Source organism: Streptomyces sp. ATexAB-D23, from assembly GCF_000373645.1.
Classification (GTDB): domain Bacteria; phylum Actinomycetota; class Actinomycetes; order Streptomycetales; family Streptomycetaceae; genus Streptomyces; species Streptomyces castrisilvae.
On record NZ_KB892017.1, the window covers coordinates 52,420 to 71,039 of the forward strand.

Annotated in this window: 16 protein-coding genes; 7 read left to right on the forward strand and 9 right to left on the reverse strand. The window is 73.0% G+C overall.

Going from position 1 to position 18,620, the window contains the following annotated elements:
• Positions 1–4: 4 nt before the first annotated feature.
• Positions 5–1,198: an amidohydrolase family protein gene (locus tag B082_RS0117485; RefSeq protein WP_018553108.1), complete on the reverse strand. Its 1,194-nt coding sequence runs from the start codon at positions 1,196–1,198 to the stop codon at positions 5–7.
• Between the two features lie 145 nt (positions 1,199–1,343).
• On the opposite strand from B082_RS0117485, the gene B082_RS0117490 reads away from it, so the two are divergent.
• Positions 1,344–2,960: a class I adenylate-forming enzyme family protein gene (locus tag B082_RS0117490; protein ID WP_018553109.1), complete on the forward strand. Its 1,617-nt coding sequence runs from the start codon at positions 1,344–1,346 to the stop codon at positions 2,958–2,960.
• A gap of 637 nt (positions 2,961–3,597) precedes the next feature.
• Here B082_RS0117490 and B082_RS0117495 read toward each other — a convergent pair.
• Together B082_RS0117495 and B082_RS0117500 are read right to left on the reverse strand one after the other, a co-directional pair.
• On the reverse strand, positions 3,598–4,122 hold the full coding sequence (locus B082_RS0117495; protein WP_018553110.1) for an EF-hand domain-containing protein: 525 nt from the start codon (positions 4,120–4,122) through the stop codon (positions 3,598–3,600).
• A 69-nt stretch (positions 4,123–4,191) separates the two neighbouring features.
• Complete coding sequence (locus B082_RS0117500; RefSeq protein WP_018553111.1) at positions 4,192–4,566, reverse strand: STAS domain-containing protein; 375 nt, start codon at positions 4,564–4,566, stop codon at positions 4,192–4,194.
• A 314-nt stretch (positions 4,567–4,880) separates the two neighbouring features.
• On the opposite strand from B082_RS0117500, the gene B082_RS0117505 reads away from it, so the two are divergent.
• Together B082_RS0117505 and B082_RS0117510 are read left to right on the forward strand one after the other, a co-directional pair.
• Positions 4,881–5,450, forward strand: a complete 570-nt coding sequence (locus B082_RS0117505) for an RNA polymerase sigma factor (protein WP_026249899.1) — start codon at positions 4,881–4,883, stop codon at positions 5,448–5,450.
• Positions 5,447–6,766: a zf-HC2 domain-containing protein gene (locus B082_RS0117510; RefSeq protein WP_018553113.1), complete on the forward strand. Its 1,320-nt coding sequence runs from the start codon at positions 5,447–5,449 to the stop codon at positions 6,764–6,766. Before B082_RS0117505 ends, B082_RS0117510 begins: the two co-directional genes overlap by 4 nt.
• 170 nt (positions 6,767–6,936) lie before the next feature.
• Here the strand turns inward: B082_RS0117510 and purU are convergent, their stop codons facing one another.
• Both purU and B082_RS0117520 read right to left on the reverse strand, forming a co-directional pair.
• Entirely contained in the window at positions 6,937–7,815 is an 879-nt protein-coding gene (purU, locus tag B082_RS0117515) for a formyltetrahydrofolate deformylase (RefSeq protein WP_018553114.1), read from the reverse strand.
• Positions 7,816–7,843: 28 nt separating this feature from the next.
• On the reverse strand, positions 7,844–8,290 hold the full coding sequence (locus tag B082_RS0117520; protein ID WP_018553115.1) for an SCO4402 family protein: 447 nt from the start codon (positions 8,288–8,290) through the stop codon (positions 7,844–7,846).
• 174 nt (positions 8,291–8,464) lie between these two features.
• Between B082_RS0117520 and B082_RS0117525 the strand changes: the two genes are divergently transcribed.
• Positions 8,465–9,745, forward strand: a complete 1,281-nt coding sequence (locus tag B082_RS0117525; protein ID WP_026249900.1) for an ABC transporter substrate-binding protein — start codon at positions 8,465–8,467, stop codon at positions 9,743–9,745.
• A 9-nt stretch (positions 9,746–9,754) separates the two neighbouring features.
• Here the strand turns inward: B082_RS0117525 and B082_RS0117530 are convergent, their stop codons facing one another.
• Together B082_RS0117530 and B082_RS0117535 are read right to left on the reverse strand one after the other, a co-directional pair.
• Positions 9,755–11,212 carry a hypothetical protein gene (locus B082_RS0117530; protein WP_018553117.1) on the reverse strand — a complete coding sequence of 486 codons (1,458 nt, stop codon included), beginning with the start codon at positions 11,210–11,212 and terminating at the stop codon, positions 9,755–9,757.
• Positions 11,213–11,442: 230 nt separating this feature from the next.
• Positions 11,443–12,825, reverse strand: coding sequence for a hypothetical protein (locus tag B082_RS0117535; RefSeq protein ID WP_018553118.1), 1,383 nt, complete (start codon positions 12,823–12,825; stop codon positions 11,443–11,445).
• 326 nt (positions 12,826–13,151) lie between these two features.
• On the opposite strand from B082_RS0117535, the gene B082_RS0117540 reads away from it, so the two are divergent.
• The 3 genes from B082_RS0117540 to B082_RS0117550 are packed head-to-tail and all read left to right on the forward strand — an operon-like array spanning position 13,152 to position 16,330.
• On the forward strand, positions 13,152–13,808 hold the full coding sequence (locus B082_RS0117540) for a bifunctional DNA primase/polymerase (protein WP_018553119.1): 657 nt from the start codon (positions 13,152–13,154) through the stop codon (positions 13,806–13,808).
• A 42-nt stretch (positions 13,809–13,850) separates the two neighbouring features.
• On the forward strand, positions 13,851–14,681 hold the full coding sequence (locus tag B082_RS0117545; protein ID WP_026249901.1) for an ABC transporter ATP-binding protein: 831 nt from the start codon (positions 13,851–13,853) through the stop codon (positions 14,679–14,681).
• Positions 14,678–16,330: a hypothetical protein gene (locus tag B082_RS0117550; RefSeq protein WP_018553121.1), complete on the forward strand. Its 1,653-nt coding sequence runs from the start codon at positions 14,678–14,680 to the stop codon at positions 16,328–16,330. The genes B082_RS0117545 and B082_RS0117550 overlap by 4 nt, the downstream gene beginning before the upstream one ends.
• 16 nt (positions 16,331–16,346) lie before the next feature.
• Here B082_RS0117550 and B082_RS0117555 read toward each other — a convergent pair whose 3' ends face one another.
• Positions 16,347–17,240 (reverse strand): alpha/beta fold hydrolase, encoded by an 894-nt coding sequence (locus B082_RS0117555; protein ID WP_018553122.1) that lies wholly within the window; start codon positions 17,238–17,240, stop codon positions 16,347–16,349.
• A 623-nt stretch (positions 17,241–17,863) separates the two neighbouring features.
• Positions 17,864–18,556, reverse strand: a complete 693-nt coding sequence (locus B082_RS0117560) for a metal-dependent transcriptional regulator (RefSeq protein WP_018553123.1) — start codon at positions 18,554–18,556, stop codon at positions 17,864–17,866.
• Positions 18,557–18,620: the final 64 nt, after the last annotated feature.

The following is an 18,620-nucleotide window of genomic DNA, read 5'->3' on the forward strand; positions in this document are numbered from 1 at the left end:
CGGCCTACCTGTCGAGGTCCAGGCCGAGCATCCGGATCGCGTTTCCGCGCATCAGTTTGTAGACGGTCTCCTCGTCCAGTCCCTTGACGTGGTCGAGGGCGACCTCCTTGGTGTGCGGGAAGGTCGAGTCGACGTGCGGGTAGTCCGTCTCGAAGGTGGCGTTGTCCCGGCCGACGACGTCGAGCGAGGCGACGCCGTGCTTGTCGCGGAAGAAGCAGCAGAAGATCTGCCGGTAGTAGTACGTCGACGGCGGCTCCGGGATCAGGTCCCGCACCCCGCCCCACGCCCGGTGCTCCTCCCACACGTCGTCGGCGCGCTCCAGGGCGTACGGGATCCAGCCCATCTGGCCCTCGCTGTACGCGAGCTTGAGCCGGGGGAACCTCACCAGGACCCCGCTGAACAGGAAGTCCATCATCGAGGCCATCGCGTTGTTGAACGAGAGCGACGCCTGCACGGCGGGCGGGGCGTCGGGCGACGCGGCGGGCATCTGCGAGCTGGACCCGATGTGCATGTTCACGACCGTGCCGGTCTCCTCGCACACCGCGAAGAACGGGTCCCAGTACCCGGTGTGGATCGACGGCAGTCCGAGGTGGGTCGGGATCTCCGAGAACGTCACCGCCCGCACCCCGCGCGCCGCGTTCCGCCTGATCTCCGCGACCGCGAGGCCGATGTCCCAGAGCGGGATGACGCACAGCGGGATCAGCCGGCCACCGCTGTCCCCGCACCACTCCTCGACCATCCAGTCGTTGTACGCGCGCACACACGCCAGCGCGACCTCCTTGTCGTGCGCCTCGGCGAAGGTCTGCCCGCAGAAACGCGGGAACGTGGGGAAGCAGAGGCTCGCCTCGACATGGTTGAGGTCCATGTCCCTCAGCCGCTCCACCGGGTCCCAGCAGCCGCGCCGCATCTCGGCCCTGGTGATCCCCTCCAGCGTCATGTCGTCCCGGTCGAAGCCCACGGCCGCGATGTTCCGCTTGTACGGGAACTTGAGGTCCTCGTAGATCCACCAGTCGGCCGGCGGGCCGTCCGGGTCCATCGTGATGACGTACTTGCCTCCGACGTACGCCAGCTCCCCGATGCCCGCCGTCAGCGGCTGCGGTCCGCGCTCGCGGTACCGGGCGGGCAGCCACGTCGAGAACAGGTGCGGCGGCTCGATCACATGGTCGTCGACGCTGACGATCCGAGGCAGTTCCGTCATGGTGTCCCCTTCGACGCGGCACGTTTTCTGATGACCCGTCAGATTGTTGTCGCCCTCAGGCTAGCCCCGCACCCCTGGACCGACAAGGCGCGGAGCCCTACGCTCTCGGTTGAATCTGACTGGTCGTCAGTTATGGGGGTTCGCCGTGAACGACACCGCACACGCCCTGAGCGCCTCGGGGACCTTCTGGGAGCTCGTCGAGCGCCGGGCCGCGCTGACGCCCGGCCGGCCCTTCCTGCTCCAGGACGACCGCGTCCTCACCTTCGGCGCCCTGCGCGATCGCGCCGAGCGCGTCGCGGCCGGGCTGTACGGGGCGGGTGTCCGCCCCGGCACCGTCGTCGCCTGGCAGCTGCCCACCCGCCTCGAAACGGTCCTCCTGTCCTTCGCGCTGACCCGGATCGGCGCCGTCCAGAGCCCCGTCATCCCCTTCTACCGCGACCGCGAGACGGGGTTCGCGCTGCGGGAGTCCGGGGCGGAGTTCTTCGCGGTCCCGGGCACGTGGCGGGGGTTCGACCACACGGAGATGGCCACCCGGCTCGCGGCCGGCCTCGACCGCCCGCCCCACGTCTTCGAGGCGTACGGGACGCTGCCCGACGGCGACCCCGCGACGTTGCCGGCGCCGCCGTCCGACGGGGGCGCCGTCCGCTGGATCTACTGGACCTCGGGCACCACGTCCGACCCCAAGGGCGTCCTCCACACCGACCGCGGCCTCATCGCGGCCGGCGCCTGCCTCGCCCACGCGCTGCGGCTGTCCGCCTCCGACGTCGGGTCGATCGCCTTCCCCTTCGCCCATGTCGGCGGGCCCGACTACGCGGTCATGCTCCTCCTGTACGGGCTGCCCGCGGTGCTCTTCGAGCACTTCGCGATGCCGGGGGCCCTGGCCGGGTACCGGCGGCACGGGGTGACCGTCGCGGGGGGTTCGACGGCGTTCTACTCGATGCTGCTCGCCGCGCAGCGGGAGGCGGCGGGGGCGCGGGGGGCGCCGGAGGCGCCTGGGGTGCCTGGGGTGCGGATTGTGCCTACCCTGCGGCTGCTCGCGGGCGGGGGCGCGCCCAAGCCGCCCGAGCTGTACCACGCGGTCGTCCGCGAGATGGGCGTCCAGCTGACCCACGGCTACGGCATGACCGAGGTCCCCATGATCACCATGGGCGCGCCCGACGACACGGCGGAGCACCTCGCCGGCACGGAGGGGCTGCCGCCCCCGGGCATGGAGATCCGGATCACCGACGCGTCCGGTGCGGTGGTGCCGTGCGGGGTGGACGGGGAGGTGCGGTTGCGGGGCGAGGCGGTCTGCCGGGGGTACCTCGACCCGCGCGCCACGGCCGAGGCGTTCGACGCGGAGGGGTTCCTCGTCACGGGCGACCTCGGACACCTGCTGCCCAGCGGGCACCTCGTCCTCACGGGGCGGCTCAAGGACGTCATCATCCGCAAGGGCGAGAACATCTCGGCGAAGGAGATCGAGGACCTGCTCGCGGCGCACCCGTCGGTGGGCGACGCGGCGGTCATCGGACTGCCGGACGCGGAGCGGGGCGAGCGGGTGTGCGCGGTCGTGGTCCCACGCGGGGGCGCCGCGCCGCGCGGGGGCGCCGCGCCGCCCCTCGGCCTCCCCGCCCTGACGGCGTACCTGCGGGGTGCGGGGCTCGCGGTCCACAAGCTGCCGGAGCAGCTGGAGCTGGTGTCCGAGCTGCCGCGGAACGGGGCGTTGCGGAAGGTACTGAAGTATCGGCTGCGGGAGCGGTTCGGGGAGCGGGGTGAGGGGTGAGGGGTGAGGGGTGCGGGGTTCCGTCCTCAATCGCCGGACGGGCTTGGGGTGGCGTCGTCGTCCGTGGGGTGCGGGTCGCCCACCGTCCGGTGGGTGGGGGTGGGGTCCCTCCGGGCAGACTCCTCAAAAATGGCGTGTTCACCCGACGACGAACAGGTACCCGGGTCGTACGCCATTTTCTGCGGGGACTGCCCTGCACGCCCCCACCCGGACGCGTATGCGTCTGCGACAGTCGTCCCACCGGCGTGCAGACGCGTGGCGGCCGGTCCGGGGGCGTGCAGGGGAGTCCCCGCAGGACGACGAACGGATACCCGGGTACGACTGCGTACCGGCGGAACGTTCGTCGTTTGAGGAGACGCCCCGGAGGGACCCCGGACCCCACCCACGGCGCGCAGGCGTGCTCTTCAGCCCGTCCGGCGATTGAGGACGGAACCCTTCGGTTGGGACCGGGGCAAACCCGCGGGGCCGGCGCCGCATTCAAGCCCGTCCGGCGCTTGAGGACGGAACCGGTCGGCCCGGGACGGGGCAAACCCGCGGGCGCCGGCGCCGCATTCAAGCCCGTCCGGCGATTGAGGACGGAACCCCGGGCCCCGGACCGGGGTGCGCCCCGGGGATGCCGCCCGCCCAAGGGACCCGTTCAAGGGCCCGGTTCGATCACCGTTACGTACGCCGCGAGCGCGGCCACCGCGTCGTCCTCGACGACCCCGCCGTCCCGGTCCACGTCCAGGCTCTGCGCGGCGAAGGCCGCCGCGTCGGGGCCGGCGCCCAGGACCCTGAGGGCCCGTTCGACCGATGGCACGGACGCGCGGCCGTCGTCCGACGGGCCCGCCGCCACCGCGAGCGCCGCGCGCAGGAACGGGCGGGCGATCTCCGCGAACCGCTCCGGGTTGTCCCGCAGCCGCTTCACCGCGCCGCCCACGAACTCCTCGCGGGTGACGCGCTGGTCGCCGTCGACGTCGGCGATGCCCGCCATGCCCTGCCAGAACGCCTCTGCCCCGCTGTAGAGCGCCTGCCCCTTGTCGCAGCGGGCCGTCGTACCGAACTCGGTGAGCAGACGGGCCGCGGCGGCGTTGAAATCCGCGCGATCGATGTATCCGTTGCCGTCCTGGTCGAAGGCGGCGAAGCGGAAGGCGATCTTGCGCTCATACTCTGCGCTGTCCATGCGGGGAGCGTACGACGCCGGGAGGCGTCACGTGTCACTTTGGGGTTCGGTCCACCCCTGGCGGCTCTTTCAGGCCGTGAGCGGTTCGGCCTCCTCGTCGACGGCGGCGTCCCAGTCGGGGTAGACCTCGAACAGCCGGCGCACGCCGAGCGCGGCGAGCACGCGGTTGACGTGGGAGCCCTCCTCCGCGCCCCGGGCGGGCAGGATCAGCCGCAGCCGGCCCCCGCAGGAACGCATCAGGCGGCGCAGGGCGATGAGCACGCCGACGCCGCTGGAGTCGCAGAACTGGACCCCCGAGAGGTCGAGCACGACGTCGTGGCGGCCCACGGCGACCACGTCGTGCACGGACTGACGCACGGTGGGTGAGGTCAGGAGGTCCAGCTCACCGGATATGTGCAGCACGGTCCACCCGCCCTGCTCGGTCTCCGAGACTTTCAGGGTCACGCCACTGGGCCTCTCGTTCCGGGGATACCGGGGAACCCGGTGATCCGGAAGTTTGCGTTCCTCCTCTCGCGGCTGCCCCCGAGTGGGCCTCGCGAAACCCCGGCCTCGTCAGGACGGCCCGGAAACGATTCCGGAGGAAGTGATCATTTCGGGCCCGGTTCCGTCGGCGCGCGCGGACTCGCTCCCTACCATCCCGGGCCTCCGCAGGGACGTACTTGCCGTAAAGGGGCGTGCCCGGCGGGGGCGGCCGACTACATTCGGACGGGACGAGGGGGACAAGCGCGAGGTTTCGACGGCAGAGGGCTGGGGGTCGCATGGCCAAAAACGCACCACCCCGCTGGGACCGCAAGATGCAGCAGCGGCTGTCCCGCGGTGAGGCGGCCGCCCTCGGCGAGATGTACGACCGGTTCGCCGCCCTCGTCCACAGCCAGGCCAACCGGATGCTGGACGACGAGGACGCGGCCGACCTGGTCACCCGCGAGGTCTTCGGCCATGTCTGGGAGAACCCGGACGCCTACGACCCCAAGCAGGGCTCCATGCGGTCCTGGCTGGCCCACCTCACGCTCCGCGCGTCCGTCCGGCGGCTGCGGGACCGGGGCGACGCGGACGATCCCGATGATCCGGACGAGCTGGAGGAGCGGGTGCGCCGGGCCACCGCCGCGGCCCGCGCCGACTACATCGTGGCCTCCATGCCCGCCCCGCTGCGGGCCGCGCTGGAGCTGGCGTACGTCCAGCGCCGCGACTACCGGCAGACCGCGACGGACCTCGGCGTCACCGAGGACGAGGCGCGGCGCCGGCTGCGGCTCGGGCTGCAACTGCTGTCCACCGCCCATACCCGGCCGCTGGAGGGCGCCCCGCCGCCCGGATACGGGCGGGCCCTGTGAGCGGCGGCACCGATGACCGGGACGAGGGCGGGCGCGAGGAGGAGGTACGGGGCGCCCGGCGCATACCGGGGCCACGGGCCGCCGCGGACGACTTCGCCGAGCTGAGCCGCCCGCGGGTGCCGAAGCCCGATCCCGATCCCGTTTCGGAGTGTGAGCCCGTGTCGGAGCCGTCGGGGGACGGCGCCGAGGCGCCGGCCCCGCTGCCGCACCGCGTGCTTCAGGCGCTGCTCGGGGCCTGGGCGCTGACCGCGTGTTCGGCGGAGGAGACCGAAGCCGTCGAGGCGCACCTCACGGAGTGCGCGCCCTGTGCGGACGAGGCGCTGCGGCTGCGGGACGCGGTCGGGCTGCTGCACACCGACCGGTCCCTGGATCTCGACCCGCTGCTCAGGTCGCGGGTGCTGGAGAGCTGTCTGAGCCGGCGCCCCGCCAGGATCCCGGTGCCGGACTGGGCCACCCCGTACGACGCGGAGACGGCGCGGCTGGACGCGCTGCTGCGGGACATCGGGGGCTCGGAGTGGCACGCGCCGGTGCGGCTGAAGTGGTTCGAGGGCGAGCGCGGGGTGCAGCGCAGGACGACGGTCGCCGGGGTGATCGGGCACCTGATGACCGTGGACGGCCTGGTCAGCGCGGCGCTCGGGCTGGACGACCCGCTCGCCGGGAGCCGCCCGCGCGGGGGTGAGGGGGTGCCGCTCGCACCGACACCGCGCACCGAGTCGTACTGGGCCCGTGCCCCCGTCCCGCCCACACGCGCGGTGCGCGAGCCGTGGCGCGAGCAGAGCCACACCCTGATCCGGACGGTGTCCTTCGCCGGGCGCGACGTCTCGGAGCTGTCCGTGTCGTACGGGGACTTCGCGCTGCCGTTGCAGGACGCCCTGCTGGACCGGGCCTTCGAGTGCTGGGTGCACGCGGGGGACATCGCGCAGGCGGTGGACTATCCGTACGAGCCGCCGTCCGCCGGACATCTGCACCGGATGATCGACCTCGCGGTCCGGATGCTGCCCGCCGCGCTGGCGGGGCGGCGCCGGTCGGGGCTCGCGGGGCCGGCCCGTCAGCTGGTGACGGCGGGGTCCCCGGGGCGCTCGCTGCATCTGGAGATCGAGGGCTCGGGCGGCGGCGACTGGTACGTCGCGCTGGACTCCCCCGCCGCCCTCGGCTCCCCGGACCACACGGTGGCGCAGGTCGCGCTGGACGGGGTGGAGTTCTGCCGGCTGGTGGCCGGGCATGTGCCGCCCGTGGAGGCGGCGGCCGGCCAGCACGGGGACCGCGACGCGATCCAGGACGTGCTGTTCGCTGCCGCCTCGCTCAGCCGGCTGTGAGACCGGCCAAGGGCTGTCCCGTAATTCCTGGTGGATCAGCGCGCGGCGTCAGATGCGGTGCATCGCAAGGCGGAGAGGCGCCCGCATACTGGATGTATTCGGGCGTTTCGACAACGCGGCGAGGTGCCGTAGCTGACGTCGTGCGCCCGCCAGGAATTGCGGGACAGCCCTTACGCGAAGACCACCGTGCGGCGGCCGTTGAGGAGGATGCGGCGTTCCGCGTGCCACTTCACCGCGCGCGCCAGCGCCTGGCACTCCACGTCGCGGCCGATGGCGACGAGCTGGTCCGGTGTCACGCCGTGGCCGACGCGCTCGACCTCCTGCTCGATGATCGGCCCCTCGTCCAGGTCGGCCGTCACGTAGTGCGCGGTGGCGCCGATGAGCTTCACGCCGCGCGCGTGCGCCTGGTGGTAGGGCTTGGCACCCTTGAAGCTCGGCAGGAACGAGTGGTGGATGTTGATGATCCGGCCGCTCAGCTGCTTGCACAGGTCGTCCGAGAGGACCTGCATGTAGCGGGCCAGGACGACCAGCTCGACGTTCTCCTCGCGGACCAGCTCCAGCAGCTCGGCCTCGGCCTCGGGCTTGTTGTCCCGGGTCACCGGGATGTGCCGGAAGGGCACGTCGTACGAGGCGACCAGCTCGGCGAAGTCGGGGTGGTTGGAGACGACTGCGGCGATCTCGACCGGCAGGGCACCGGTCCGGGAGCGGAAGAGCAGGTCGTTGAGGCAGTGGCCGAACTTGCTGACCATCAGCACGATCCGCATCCGCTCCGAGGACCGGTGGATCTGCCAGTCCATGGCGAAGGAGTCGCCGATCGCGGCGAAGCTCGCCCGCAGCTTGTCGACGGTGACCTGGCTGCCCGCCGAGAAGTGGACGCGCATGAAGAACAGACCCGTGTCGTGGTCCCCGAACTGCTGGCTGTCCTCGATGTTGCAGCCGGTCATGAAGAGATAGCTCGACACGGCGTGCACGATGCCCTGTTTGTCGGGGCAGGACAGGGTCAGGACGTACTGCTCGGGGACGGTGTCAGCAGGCTGCGGCGCGGTCATCCCCGTAGCGTGCCACACCGTCGGCGGTTCAGGCGGTCCTGGTCATGATGCGGAGCACGTCCAGGGAGTGCGGCGGTACGTCGGGGTCCTCGCCGTCGTTCGTGGCGAGCAGCACATGGGCCTCGCGGGCGGCCCTGACCGCCTCCGGCCAGCCGTGGTGCTCCAGGTAGGCGGAGACGGGGGCGTCCGCGCCGACCTGGTGCATGATGCGCAGCACCCGCAGCACGGCGGCGTCGACGAGGGCGGCCTCGCCGGGGTCCCTGAATATGGTGCCGACGTACTTCTCGGCGGACCAGTTGTCGAGCCAGGTGTCCTCGACCAGGCGGTACACGGCGTCGGTGACGTCGCCGTATCCCTCCCGGCCGGCCAGCCAGCACTCGTGGTGGAAGACGGGGTCGGAGAGCATGTGCAGCGCCGAGCGCACGTTGCTGCGCCAGCGCCACCACGGAAGGTCGTTGAGCGGCATGCCGCCCATGGTGGAGGAGCGACGGCCGCGACGGGAAGAGTTCTCGGAACCTTGCTGCACGGTTGTCGATCGTACGTTCCCTTTCCGGCCTTCCGTACGGCCCCCTGCCGTTCACCGTGACGTCACCGAGCGTTGAGGACGGCACACCGTGGCGTTACCCGGGGCCGGGAAGGGTCTGGGTCCATGACCGGACGGCGACGCCCCCCTTCCTCCCGCCCTTTCAGAACACTCACCGGTGCGGTGGCGGCGGGGACCCTGCTGCTGTCCGGCTGCGGCGCGCTCCCTGGGGGATCGGGGGACTCCAGGGAGCCCGTCACCGTCGTCACCTGGGCGCCGGGCGGCGACTCGGCCCCGGAGGCGGCGAACATGGCGGGGATGACCGCGATGGCGCAGGCGTACGGCCGCTGGGTCAACGCCTCGGGCGGGATCGACGGGCACGAGCTGCGCGTCGTCACCTGTGACGAACAGGACACCTCGCGCGGCGCGGCGGCCTGCGCGCGCCGGGCCGTCGAGGAGGAGGCCGTCGCGGTCCTCGGTTCCTACAGCCGGCACGGGCGGTCGTTCATGGCCCCGCTGGAGGCCGCCGGAATCCCGTACATCGGCGGTTACGGCGCCTCCGACGAGGAGTTCCGCAGCTACATGGCCTACCCGCTGACCGGCGGCCAGTCCGCGCTCATGGCCGGCAACGCCGAGCAGCTCTCCGGCGACTGCGACCGGGTCGCGCTGGTGCGCCCGGACACGCTGAGCGGCGACAGCCAGGCGTGGCTGCTGCGCACCGGCCTCACCGGGGCCGGCCGGCCCGCCCCGCTCGACATACCGGCGGCCGAGGGCGCCACCTCCTACGACAAGGAGGCCGGGCGGGCGCTGTCGGACGCGGGCACGGGCGGCGGCTGTGTGACGTCGGTGCTCGGGGACCGCACGGAGACGTTCTTCGACTCCTTCCGGCGGCTGGAGCCGGCCGGTGCGCGGGTGCGCGTCTCCTCGGTGCTCGGCAGCGTCGGGCAGCCGCTCATCGACCGCACGGGCGGCCGGAACAGCCCGTTCGAGGGGGCGTACGTCACCGGCTGGTACCCGGCCCCGGGCGACAAGCGGTGGGACCCCATGCGGAAGGTGATCCGCGAGCACGCCTTCGGCGACAACCGGATCGACCCGGACGACACGGGCGTGCAGACCACCTGGATCGCGTACACCGCGCTCAGGTCGGTCGTCGAGTCGCTGCACGAGGAGCGGATCACCGCCGGGAAGGTCACCCAGGCCCTCGTCAAGGGCCTGCGCGTCGACACCGGCGGCCTCACACCCCGGCTGCGCTGGCGCTACGAGGACACGCTCGGCTCGGAGGCGTACCCGCGCATCGTCAACAGCAAGGTGACCTTCCAGGTCGTGCGCGACGGACGGCTGGTCGCCGCGAGGAAGGGCTTCGTGGACGTCACCCGGACCCTCGCGGACGCCAGCGCGACCCGCTGACCCGGCCGCTCAGAGCGCGGTCGCCTCGCGCTTGGTCAGGTCGTACTTGGCCGCGATGGCGTTCCACAGGGTGGCCGCCTGCCGCTTGGCCGTGCTCGCCTCGCCGCTCTTCACGGTCGCCTGCTGGGTGTGCGAGGTCGTACGGGCGTGGCCGTCCTTGCACACCTTCTTGCTCTTGGCCTGCCTGGCCCACGCGGCGTAGTGGTCGTCGGCGGACGCGGACGCCTTCCACGCCTTGGTGAGCGCGGCGGTCAGCCGGTCGTGGTTCGGCAGCTTGTCGAGCGTCAGGCCCTCCAGGCGCGTCACCAGGTCGCGGCGCTGCTGCGCGGCGCCCTTCAGGTCGGACACGGCCTTGTCCAGGTCGGTGCAGGACTTGGTCTTCTCGACCGCCCCGATGACCGCCGCCCGGCTGTTGTTGCTGTCCGCGAGGAGCTTGTCGAGCTCCTCCGCCTGCGGCTTGGCCGGGTCGGGCGCCGGCTCCTCCTTGGCCGGTTCGGAGGCGGCCGGCGAACTCGCCGACGCCACCGGCTGCTTGGCGTCCTTGTCGTCATCGTCGCCGCCGCTCATCAGCGCGCCCGCGCCGAGCCCAATCACCGCGCAGCCCACGACGACCGCCGCGATCAGCGGAACCGCCGCGGACTTCTTGCGCCGCCCGCCGTCCCCGTCCCCGTCCTGCGGCAGCCCGTCCTCCGGGCCGGAGTACGGGGGCTGCGGCGGCTGCTGCTGGTAGGACTGCTGCGGCGGCGGGCCCGCCTGGTACGGCTGCTGCGGCGGCGGGCCCGCCTGATAGGGCTGCTGCGGCGCCTGGTGCTGCTGCGCCGGGTCGAACCGGGGCATCTGCTGGGTGGCGCCCTCGGGCGCGTCGCTGCGGAAGAGGTTGTCGAACTCGGCGGGGGGCTGCCGCTCGCCGGGCGCCCCGGGCCGGATGCCGTACGGGGCGCCGCCGGGGACCGGGGGGATGTACTGGGTCGCGTCGGCGTCCGGGCCGCCCTGCGCGGGGGGCGCGGCGTGCGCTCCGGGCTGCTGGTAGCCCTGCTGCGGGGCGTGGCCCAGGAACTGGGTGGACTCCGCGGGGTTCTCCGGCGGCAGCCCGCCGGGCGCCGGGCCCGCGGGTATCGGCGCGATGTACTGCGTGGCGTCGGCGTCGCCGCCGGGGGCCGCGCCGTGGCCCGCCTCGGGCGGCAACGGCTGGGCGTACGGCTGCTGCTGCTGTCCCTGGCCGTACGCGGGCGGCTGCTGCTGTCCCTGGTCGTACCCGCCCTGGCCGTAGCCGTCCTGCCCGCCGTACTGGCCCTGCTGCCCGGAGGCGTCGTACGGGGGCTGCTGCCTGCCCTGCCCGTACGGGTCCTGGCCGGCGCCGTCCTGCGGGCCCCACGGCTGCCCCCACGGCTGACCGCCGGCCGGTACGGCCCTGCCGTCCGCCGCTCCCCCCGGCGTCCAGGGTTCGCCGCCGTCCGAGGGCAGCACGACACCCTCGTGTGCGGGTCGTACAGCAGGGAGCTGCTGCTCGTCGCCCTGTCCGCTCTGCGTCACCGGGACTCCTACGTGTCAACTATGGAATCGTCGGCTCACGCTATCGGGTGGCAGCCGCCGTTCGCCAAGTGCCCGTGGTCCCTCGCGTACCCCGCCTCCCGGGGTGTAACGCCCCGCCCCCTCACGACGCAGTTAAGGGGGCGTTCGCGCCGGAGCGGGCGCCGTCAGGCCGCCTGGAGCTCCAGACGGGCGCCGAACTCCCGGACCGCCGGCTCGTCCCCGTACGGCAGCAGGCGCTGCTGGAGGTCGTCCAGATACTCCGCGCCCCGGCTGGAGCGCACCGTGCCCAGCAGCTCCATCGCCCGCGTCCCCGTGTGGCAGGCCTGCTCCACCTCCCGCAACTGCACCTGGGCCGTGGCCAGCAGCGCGAGGCCGATGCCCCGGCGGCGGGCCCGGGACTCCGGGTGGCCGTCCAGGGACTCCTTCGCCCGGCGCGCGGCGGCCTCGGCCTGGCCGAGGTCCCGGTGGCAGTGCGCCAGCTCGTCCGCGAGGTAGGCGTGGTCGAAGTGGGCGATCCAGTCGGGGTCGTCCCCGGTGTCCGGCTCGGCCCGCTCCAGCGCCGTCCGGGCCCGCCCCGCCACCTCCTGGCAGGTGCGCCCGTCGCCGAGCAGGGCGTGACCGCGGGCCTCCGCCGCGTAGAACATCGCCTCCGCCCTCGGCGTGACCCGGCCGCGCGCGCCCTCCTGAGCGGCCCGCGCCAGCTGCGCGATCTCGCGCGGATTGCCGAGCTGCGCCGCCAGGTGGCTCATCGAGGCGGCCAGCACATAACCGCCGTAGGCGCGGTCGCCCGCCGCCTGGGCCAGGCGCAGGGCCTGGATGTAGTAGCGCTGGGCCAGGCCCGGCTGGCCGGTGTCGACCGCCATGTATCCGGCGAGTTCGGTGAGCCGGGCGACGGCCGCGAACAGCTGACGGCCCGTCGATTCACGGTACGCGCCCGAAACCAGCCCGGAGACCACGCTGTTGAGGTAGTGCACCAGGACCGGGCGCACATGTCCGCTGCCGAAGCGGTGGTCGAGGTCGACCAGCGCGGACGTCGTCGCCCGCACCGCCTCCACGTCCGACATCCCGACCCGGGACCCGGACGCCCGCGCGACCTGTGGGTCCGCGCCCGTGATCAGCCAGTCGCGGCTGGGCTCCACCAGCGCGGACGAGGCGACCGTCGAGCCGGACAGGAAGTCGCGGCGGCCGACGTCGCTGCGCCACAGCTCGCAGACCTGCTCGATGGCCCCGACGACCGTGGGGGCGAACTGGAGGCCGACGCCCGAGGCCAGGTTCTTCCCGTTGGCCATGCCGATCTCGTCGATCGTGACCGTACGGCCCAGCTTGCGGCCCAGCGCCTCGGCGATGATGCCCGGCGCCCGGCCGCGCGGCTGCTGGCCGCGCAGCCAGCGGGCCACGGAGGTCTTGTCGTAGCGGAGGTCGAGACCGCGCTCGGTCCCGACCATGTTGACGCGGCGGGCCAGGCCCGCGTTGGAGCATCCGGCTTCCTGGATGAGCGCCTGGAGCCGTTCGTTCGGCTGGCGTGCGACGAGAGGCCTGGCTGCCATGTGTGTCCCCCTGAGGCCGCAGTGATCGGTGATGCGATCACTGCCCGACATATGCCTGAGAAATGCGCCGATTCATCGTGTTGGTCACTTTCATCGCGACTCACCCCGATTCACCGCGACAACCCCCTAAAATGCCGCGCGAACCCGGTCGTCCGAATGTCCCGTAAGCAGTTACCCATCCCCGGCCCGGACTTCTCCCACGCGCCCCCGCCGATGCATCCGTGCGCCCCGCATGCGGTTGCGGGCGCCCGCGTCCGCGCCCGGCGCGCCCGTAACTCTTCGTGAAGCCTGTAGTTGAGCTGAACGTGGAAGAGCCCATCGGAGTCATGGAAACCGCACAGGTCCCCCGGCAGCGCGTCGGGCAACTGCTCGACGCCGCCGTGCGGTACACGGAGGAACGGCACTGGGACGTGTGCCCCGGCACCTGGCTGGAGACGGTCGACGGCGCCCAGCGGTGCTCGTGCGGCGAGGCCGGCTGTGCCTCGCCCGGCGCGCACCCGGCCCGCGCCGACTGGGCGGAGGGCGCCACCGGCAGCGGCGCGGCGGCCCGCCGGATGTGGACGCGGCACCCGGGCGCGGCCGTCCTGCTGCCGGCCGGGCGGGCGTTCGACGCGGTCGACGTGCCGGAGTCGGCCGGGTTCCTGGCGCTCGCCCGGATGGAGCGGATGAGCCTGCCGCTCGGGCCCGTCACCCGCACCCCCGACCGCCGCATGCAGTTCTTCGTCCTGCCCGGCGCCGCCCCCAAGGTGGAGGACCTGGTGCGCCGGGCCGGGTGGAACGCGGCGGCGATCGGCCTGCGCGGGATCGGCGAGGGCGGCTACGTCACCGCGCCGCCCACCCGGGTCGGCGGCGCGGGAGCGGTGCAGTGGGCCCGCTCGCCCACGACCGCCAACCGCTGGCTGCCCGAGGTGGAGGAGCTGATCAGCCCGCTGGCCTATGCCTGCGGACGGGCGGCGGCGGACGCCCGGGAGAGCCTTTCGTAGGGTGGCCCCCACGTACGTACGGGGACTTCGAAAGGCGTGCACATGCCAGACCGGGCGCAACACGACGTAACGGACCGGACCGCCGGGCCCGGCGCACCTCGGGCGGCACCGCCCGCGGTGCGCGTCGAGGGGCTGTGGAAACGATTCGGCGAACAGACGGCCGTCGCCGGGATCGACCTGGAACTGCCGGCCGGCAAGTTCATCGGGCTGGTCGGCCCCAACGGGGCGGGGAAGACCACCACGCTCTCCATGGTCACCGGCCTGCTCCGCCCGGACCAGGGCAGGATCGAGATCGGGGGACGCGACGTCTGGCGCGACCCGGTCGAGGTGAAGTCCCGGATCGGTGTCCTGCCCGAGGGCCTGCGCCTCTTCGAACGCCTCTCCGGCCGCGAACTCCTCGCGTACACCGGGCGGTTGCGCGGGCTCCCGGGCCACGAGGTCGACAGCCGCGCCACCCAGCTGCTGGACGTGCTGGACCTGGCGGGCTCCCAGCACAAGCTGGTCATCGACTACTCGACGGGCATGCGGAAGAAGATCGGGCTCGCCGCCGCGCTGCTGCACAATCCCGAAGTCCTCTTCCTGGACGAGCCGTTCGAGGGCGTCGACCCCGTCTCCGCGCAGACCATCCGCCAGGTCCTGGAGCGCTACACCGGCTCCGGGGCCACCGTCGTCTTCTCCAGCCATGTGATGGAACTGGTCGAGTCGCTCTGCGACTGGGTGGCCGTCATGGCGGCCGGAACGATCCGGGCCCGGGGCACCCTGGCCGAGGTGCGCGGCGACGCGCCCTCCCTCCAGAACGCCTTCCTGGAGCTGGTCGGCGCCGGCGACCGCGACACCGGCGAGACCCTCGACTGGCTGGGCGGCGACCGATGAGCGTGCTCGACGCCCCGGCCGGCACCGGCCCCCGTCCGCGCGCCGCGGACCTCGGCACGGGACTGGTCCCCGTCTTCGCCCGGCTCAAGCTGACCCTCCTGCGCAACGGGCTGCGCCAGTCCGCCGGGCGCCGGGCCGCCTACATCGCCTCGGTCGCCGGAGCCGTGCTGATCGCGCTGGGCCAGGTCCTCGGGCTCGTCCTGCTGCGCGGCAACGCCCACGCGAGCTCCGTGACCGTGCTGCTCATCGCGATCCTGGCGCTCGGCTGGGCCGTGATGCCGCTGTTCCTCGGCGCCGGTGACGAGACCCTGGACCCGACCCGGCTCGTCATGCTGCCGCTGCGGCCCCGGCCGCTGATCGTCGCGCTGCTGGTGTCCTCGCTGATCGGCATCGGGCCGCTGTTCACGGTGTGCCTGGCGGCCGGCTCGGTGGCCGCCGTGGCCCACGGGGCGGGCGCGGTGGTCTTCGCCGTCCTCGCCGTCCCGCTGGCCCTGCTCGTCTGCGTGGCCCTGGCCCGCTGTGTCACCACCGCCAACTCCCGCCTCCTCTCCTCCCGCAAGGGCCGCGACCTGGCGGTGCTCAGCGGGCTGGTCATCGCGGTGGGCATCCAGGTCGTGAACTTCGGCGTGCAGCGCCTCGGCCGGACGGGCGGCCTCTCCTCGCTCGACCCGACGGCGGACGTGGTGCGCTGGCTGCCGCCCGCGTCGGCGATCGGATCCGTGCACTCCGCCTCCCAGGGGGCGTACGGGCGGGCCGTCGTGCAGCTGCTGCTCACCGTCGCCGCGCTCGTCCTGCTGCTGTGGCTGTGGCAGCGCACCCTGACGAAGCTGATGACCGCGCCCGACGGCTCGACGGTCGCCGCCGCCGACCCGGAGCGCAAGAAGTCCGGCCGGGGCGGCGACGGCTTGTGGGCGCTGTTCCCCGAGGGGCGCACCGGCACGGTGATGCAGCGGACCCTGCGGTACGTGGCACGGGACCCGAAGACCAAGGCCGCGTGGGTGACCGCGCTGGCCGTCGGGCTGATCGTGCCGGTGCTCAACGCGATGCAGGGCACGGGCTCGGTGTACTTCGCGTGCTTCTGCGCCGGGATGCTCGGCATCCAGATGTACAACCAGTTCGGACAGGACACCTCCGCGTTCTGGATGGTGGCCCTGACGATCTCGTCCACGCGGGACGCGTACCTCGAACTGCGGGCGCGGGCGCTGGCGCTGCTGCTGATCACCCTGCCGTACACGGTGCTCGTGTCGGTGGTGACGTCGGCGCTGCTGAAGGACTGGGTGCGGCTGCCGGGGGTCATGGGCCTGTCGCTCGCACTGCTGGGCGCGATGCTGGCGACGGGCGCGGTGGCCTCGGTGAACTACCCGTACTCGGTCCCGCAGGAGGGCGCGTTCAAGAACGTGGCGCCGGGGCAGGCCGGGCTGGCCTGGATCTCGATCCTCGGCGGCATGGTGTCGGCGGCGCTGCTGAGCGCCCCGGTGATCGCCCTGACGATCGGCCTGCACGTCTCGGGCTCCGAGGACCTGCTGTGGCTCGTGGTGCCGGTAGGAGCCGTGTACGGGGCACTGATCGCCTGGGGCGGGCTGCGGCTGGCGGCCCCGCGCATGGTCGAGCGGCTGCCGGAGATCCTGGGGGCGGTCAGCAAGGGGTGAGGGCGGAGCCTGGGGCCTACGGAGAGACCGGCTCCCGGTCTCCCTTCGCGTCCTCGGCCAGCTGCTCCAGGAAGGGTTCGACCGCGGCGCGCCACTCATCGGGCCGGTCGAAGTGGATGAGGTGGCCGGCGTCGGCCACCTCGGCGTACTGCCCGCGCGGCAGGACCCGGACCATCTCCTGCGCCTCCGCCCGGCCCAGCTCGCCGTCCAGGCCGCGCAGCACCAGCGTCGGGCACCTGACCTGGGCCAGCTCCTCCCAGTGCGCGTCGAACACCCAGGTGGCGCGGGATTCGAGCATCTGCCGGCGGGAGAAGACGGGCCGCCACCCGTCGGCGTGCTCGGTCATCACCTGGGCGTAGAACTCGCCGCGCGACGGATTGGGGCGCTCCACCCAGGGGTCGTCCTCGCCGAACCACTGCCGTACGGCGTCGAGCGAGGCGAACGGCAGCGGCCAGGTGTCGAACCAGTCGGCCCACTCGCGCTGCGAGGCCGCGCCGAGCGCGGAGGCCCGCATGTCGCAGATGACCAGCGCACGGACCAGGTCGGGGCGCTTGGCGGCGAGCTGCCAGGCGGTGAGGGCGCCCATGGAGTGCCCGATGAGGGTGACGGGGGCGAGGCCCAGCTGTTCGACCGCCGCCTCGGCGTCCCCCACGTAGGCGTCCCGGGTGTACGGGCCTTCGGCCGGCTTCCCGCTGGCGCCGTGGCCGCGCTGGTCGAGGCCGACCGGGCGGTGGCGCTCGGCGAGCCAGCGGGTGCCGGCCGCCCAGTGCGAGGCGCGGCCCATCAGGCCGTGCAGCATTAAGACGCCGGGGGCCCGGTCACCGGCCGGGCTCTCCTCGGGCGGGCCGGCGAACTCCCAGGCCGCGAGGCGTACGCCGTCGGTTCCGGTCACATCGATGCGCCGCGCCATAGTTTCAGGCACCCCCTTCTGTCCCCTCGGTCACCGGGTGGTCGTCTCGGCCAGACTATCGAACTCTTATTCGAAAACCGGGATCTGCCGACCAACACCGCTCGTTCGAGTGACTGCTTCCCAGGATTGACGGCCGCAGCTGCGGGGAGACCTCTTGCGGGAGGCGGGCCACTCGGGGATGAGGGCCCACGGGACCGACCTTGAGAGCTCGGGGCTCCAGGTCGGACACAGGGGAGGACAGGCCCCGGCGCCTTGCGGCGCCGGGGCCATCCGTTTCCCGGCCCGGCCGCTTCCGGGGCGCCTCCACCGCAGGCCGGGACCGCTCGTACGACGGGTGCATCCAGGCTCCCCTCCCCGGCCGCGGCCCGGCAGCCGACACTCTCAGCTACCCCTCCACCACAGCCTGGCACGCGGGGCGCCGACGCGCTGCGGTTCCGGACGGAAAAAGAAAAACCGGGCATCGGCGGCCACGGCCGCCGATGCCCGGTCTCCCCGGAACCCCGTGGGTCCCAGGGCCTGTATTGGAGTTCCCCGCCTGCCTCGCGACGCCTGGCACGGCATCTCGCCGCACCGGACGCCGCGAGGCCGCCCTCCGGGCGACGACGGGCAACTCAACACAGGCCCTACCGCTTGGCCACGAAGACGTGCGAGGCGATCTCCGTGTCCAGTTCCGCCGCCTCACCGCTGCTGCCGACCAGCACACCGCCGGGCGACTGCGTCACGCTGACCACCGAACCGGGCTGCACGCCCGCCCGCCGCAGCGTGTACATCAGCTGGGCGTCCGTCTGGATCGGCTCACCGATCCGGCGGACCACCACCGTCTTGCCCTCGCTCCCCGGGTCGAGCTCGGACAGGCTCACCATGCCCTCGTCGAGGAACGGGTCGGCCTCGGCCTTCTCGCCCAGCTCCTCAAGGCCCGGGATCGGGTTCCCGTACGGCGACTCCGTCGGGTGGCGCAGCAGCTCCAGCACCCGCCGCTCCACCGCCTCGCTCATCACGTGTTCCCAGCGACATGCCTCCGCGTGGACCTGCTCCCACTCCAGGCCGATCACATCGACCAGCAGGCACTCGGCCAGCCGGTGCTTGCGCATGACGCGGGTCGCCAGCCGGCGGCCCTCCTCCGTCAGCTCCAGATGCCGGTCACCCGCGACCTGCACCAGGCCGTCGCGCTCCATCCGCGCCACGGTCTGGCTGACGGTGGGACCGCTCTGGTCCAGCCGTTCCGCGATCCGGGCGCGCATGGGGACCACGCCTTCCTCTTCGAGTTCGAGGATGGTGCGGAGATACATCTCCGTTGTGTCGATCAGTCCGGACATTCGTGCCCCTCAGATGCAGTCGTGCGCTGGCCCTCCACCAATTCTGACGCATCGCGCGGGTAAC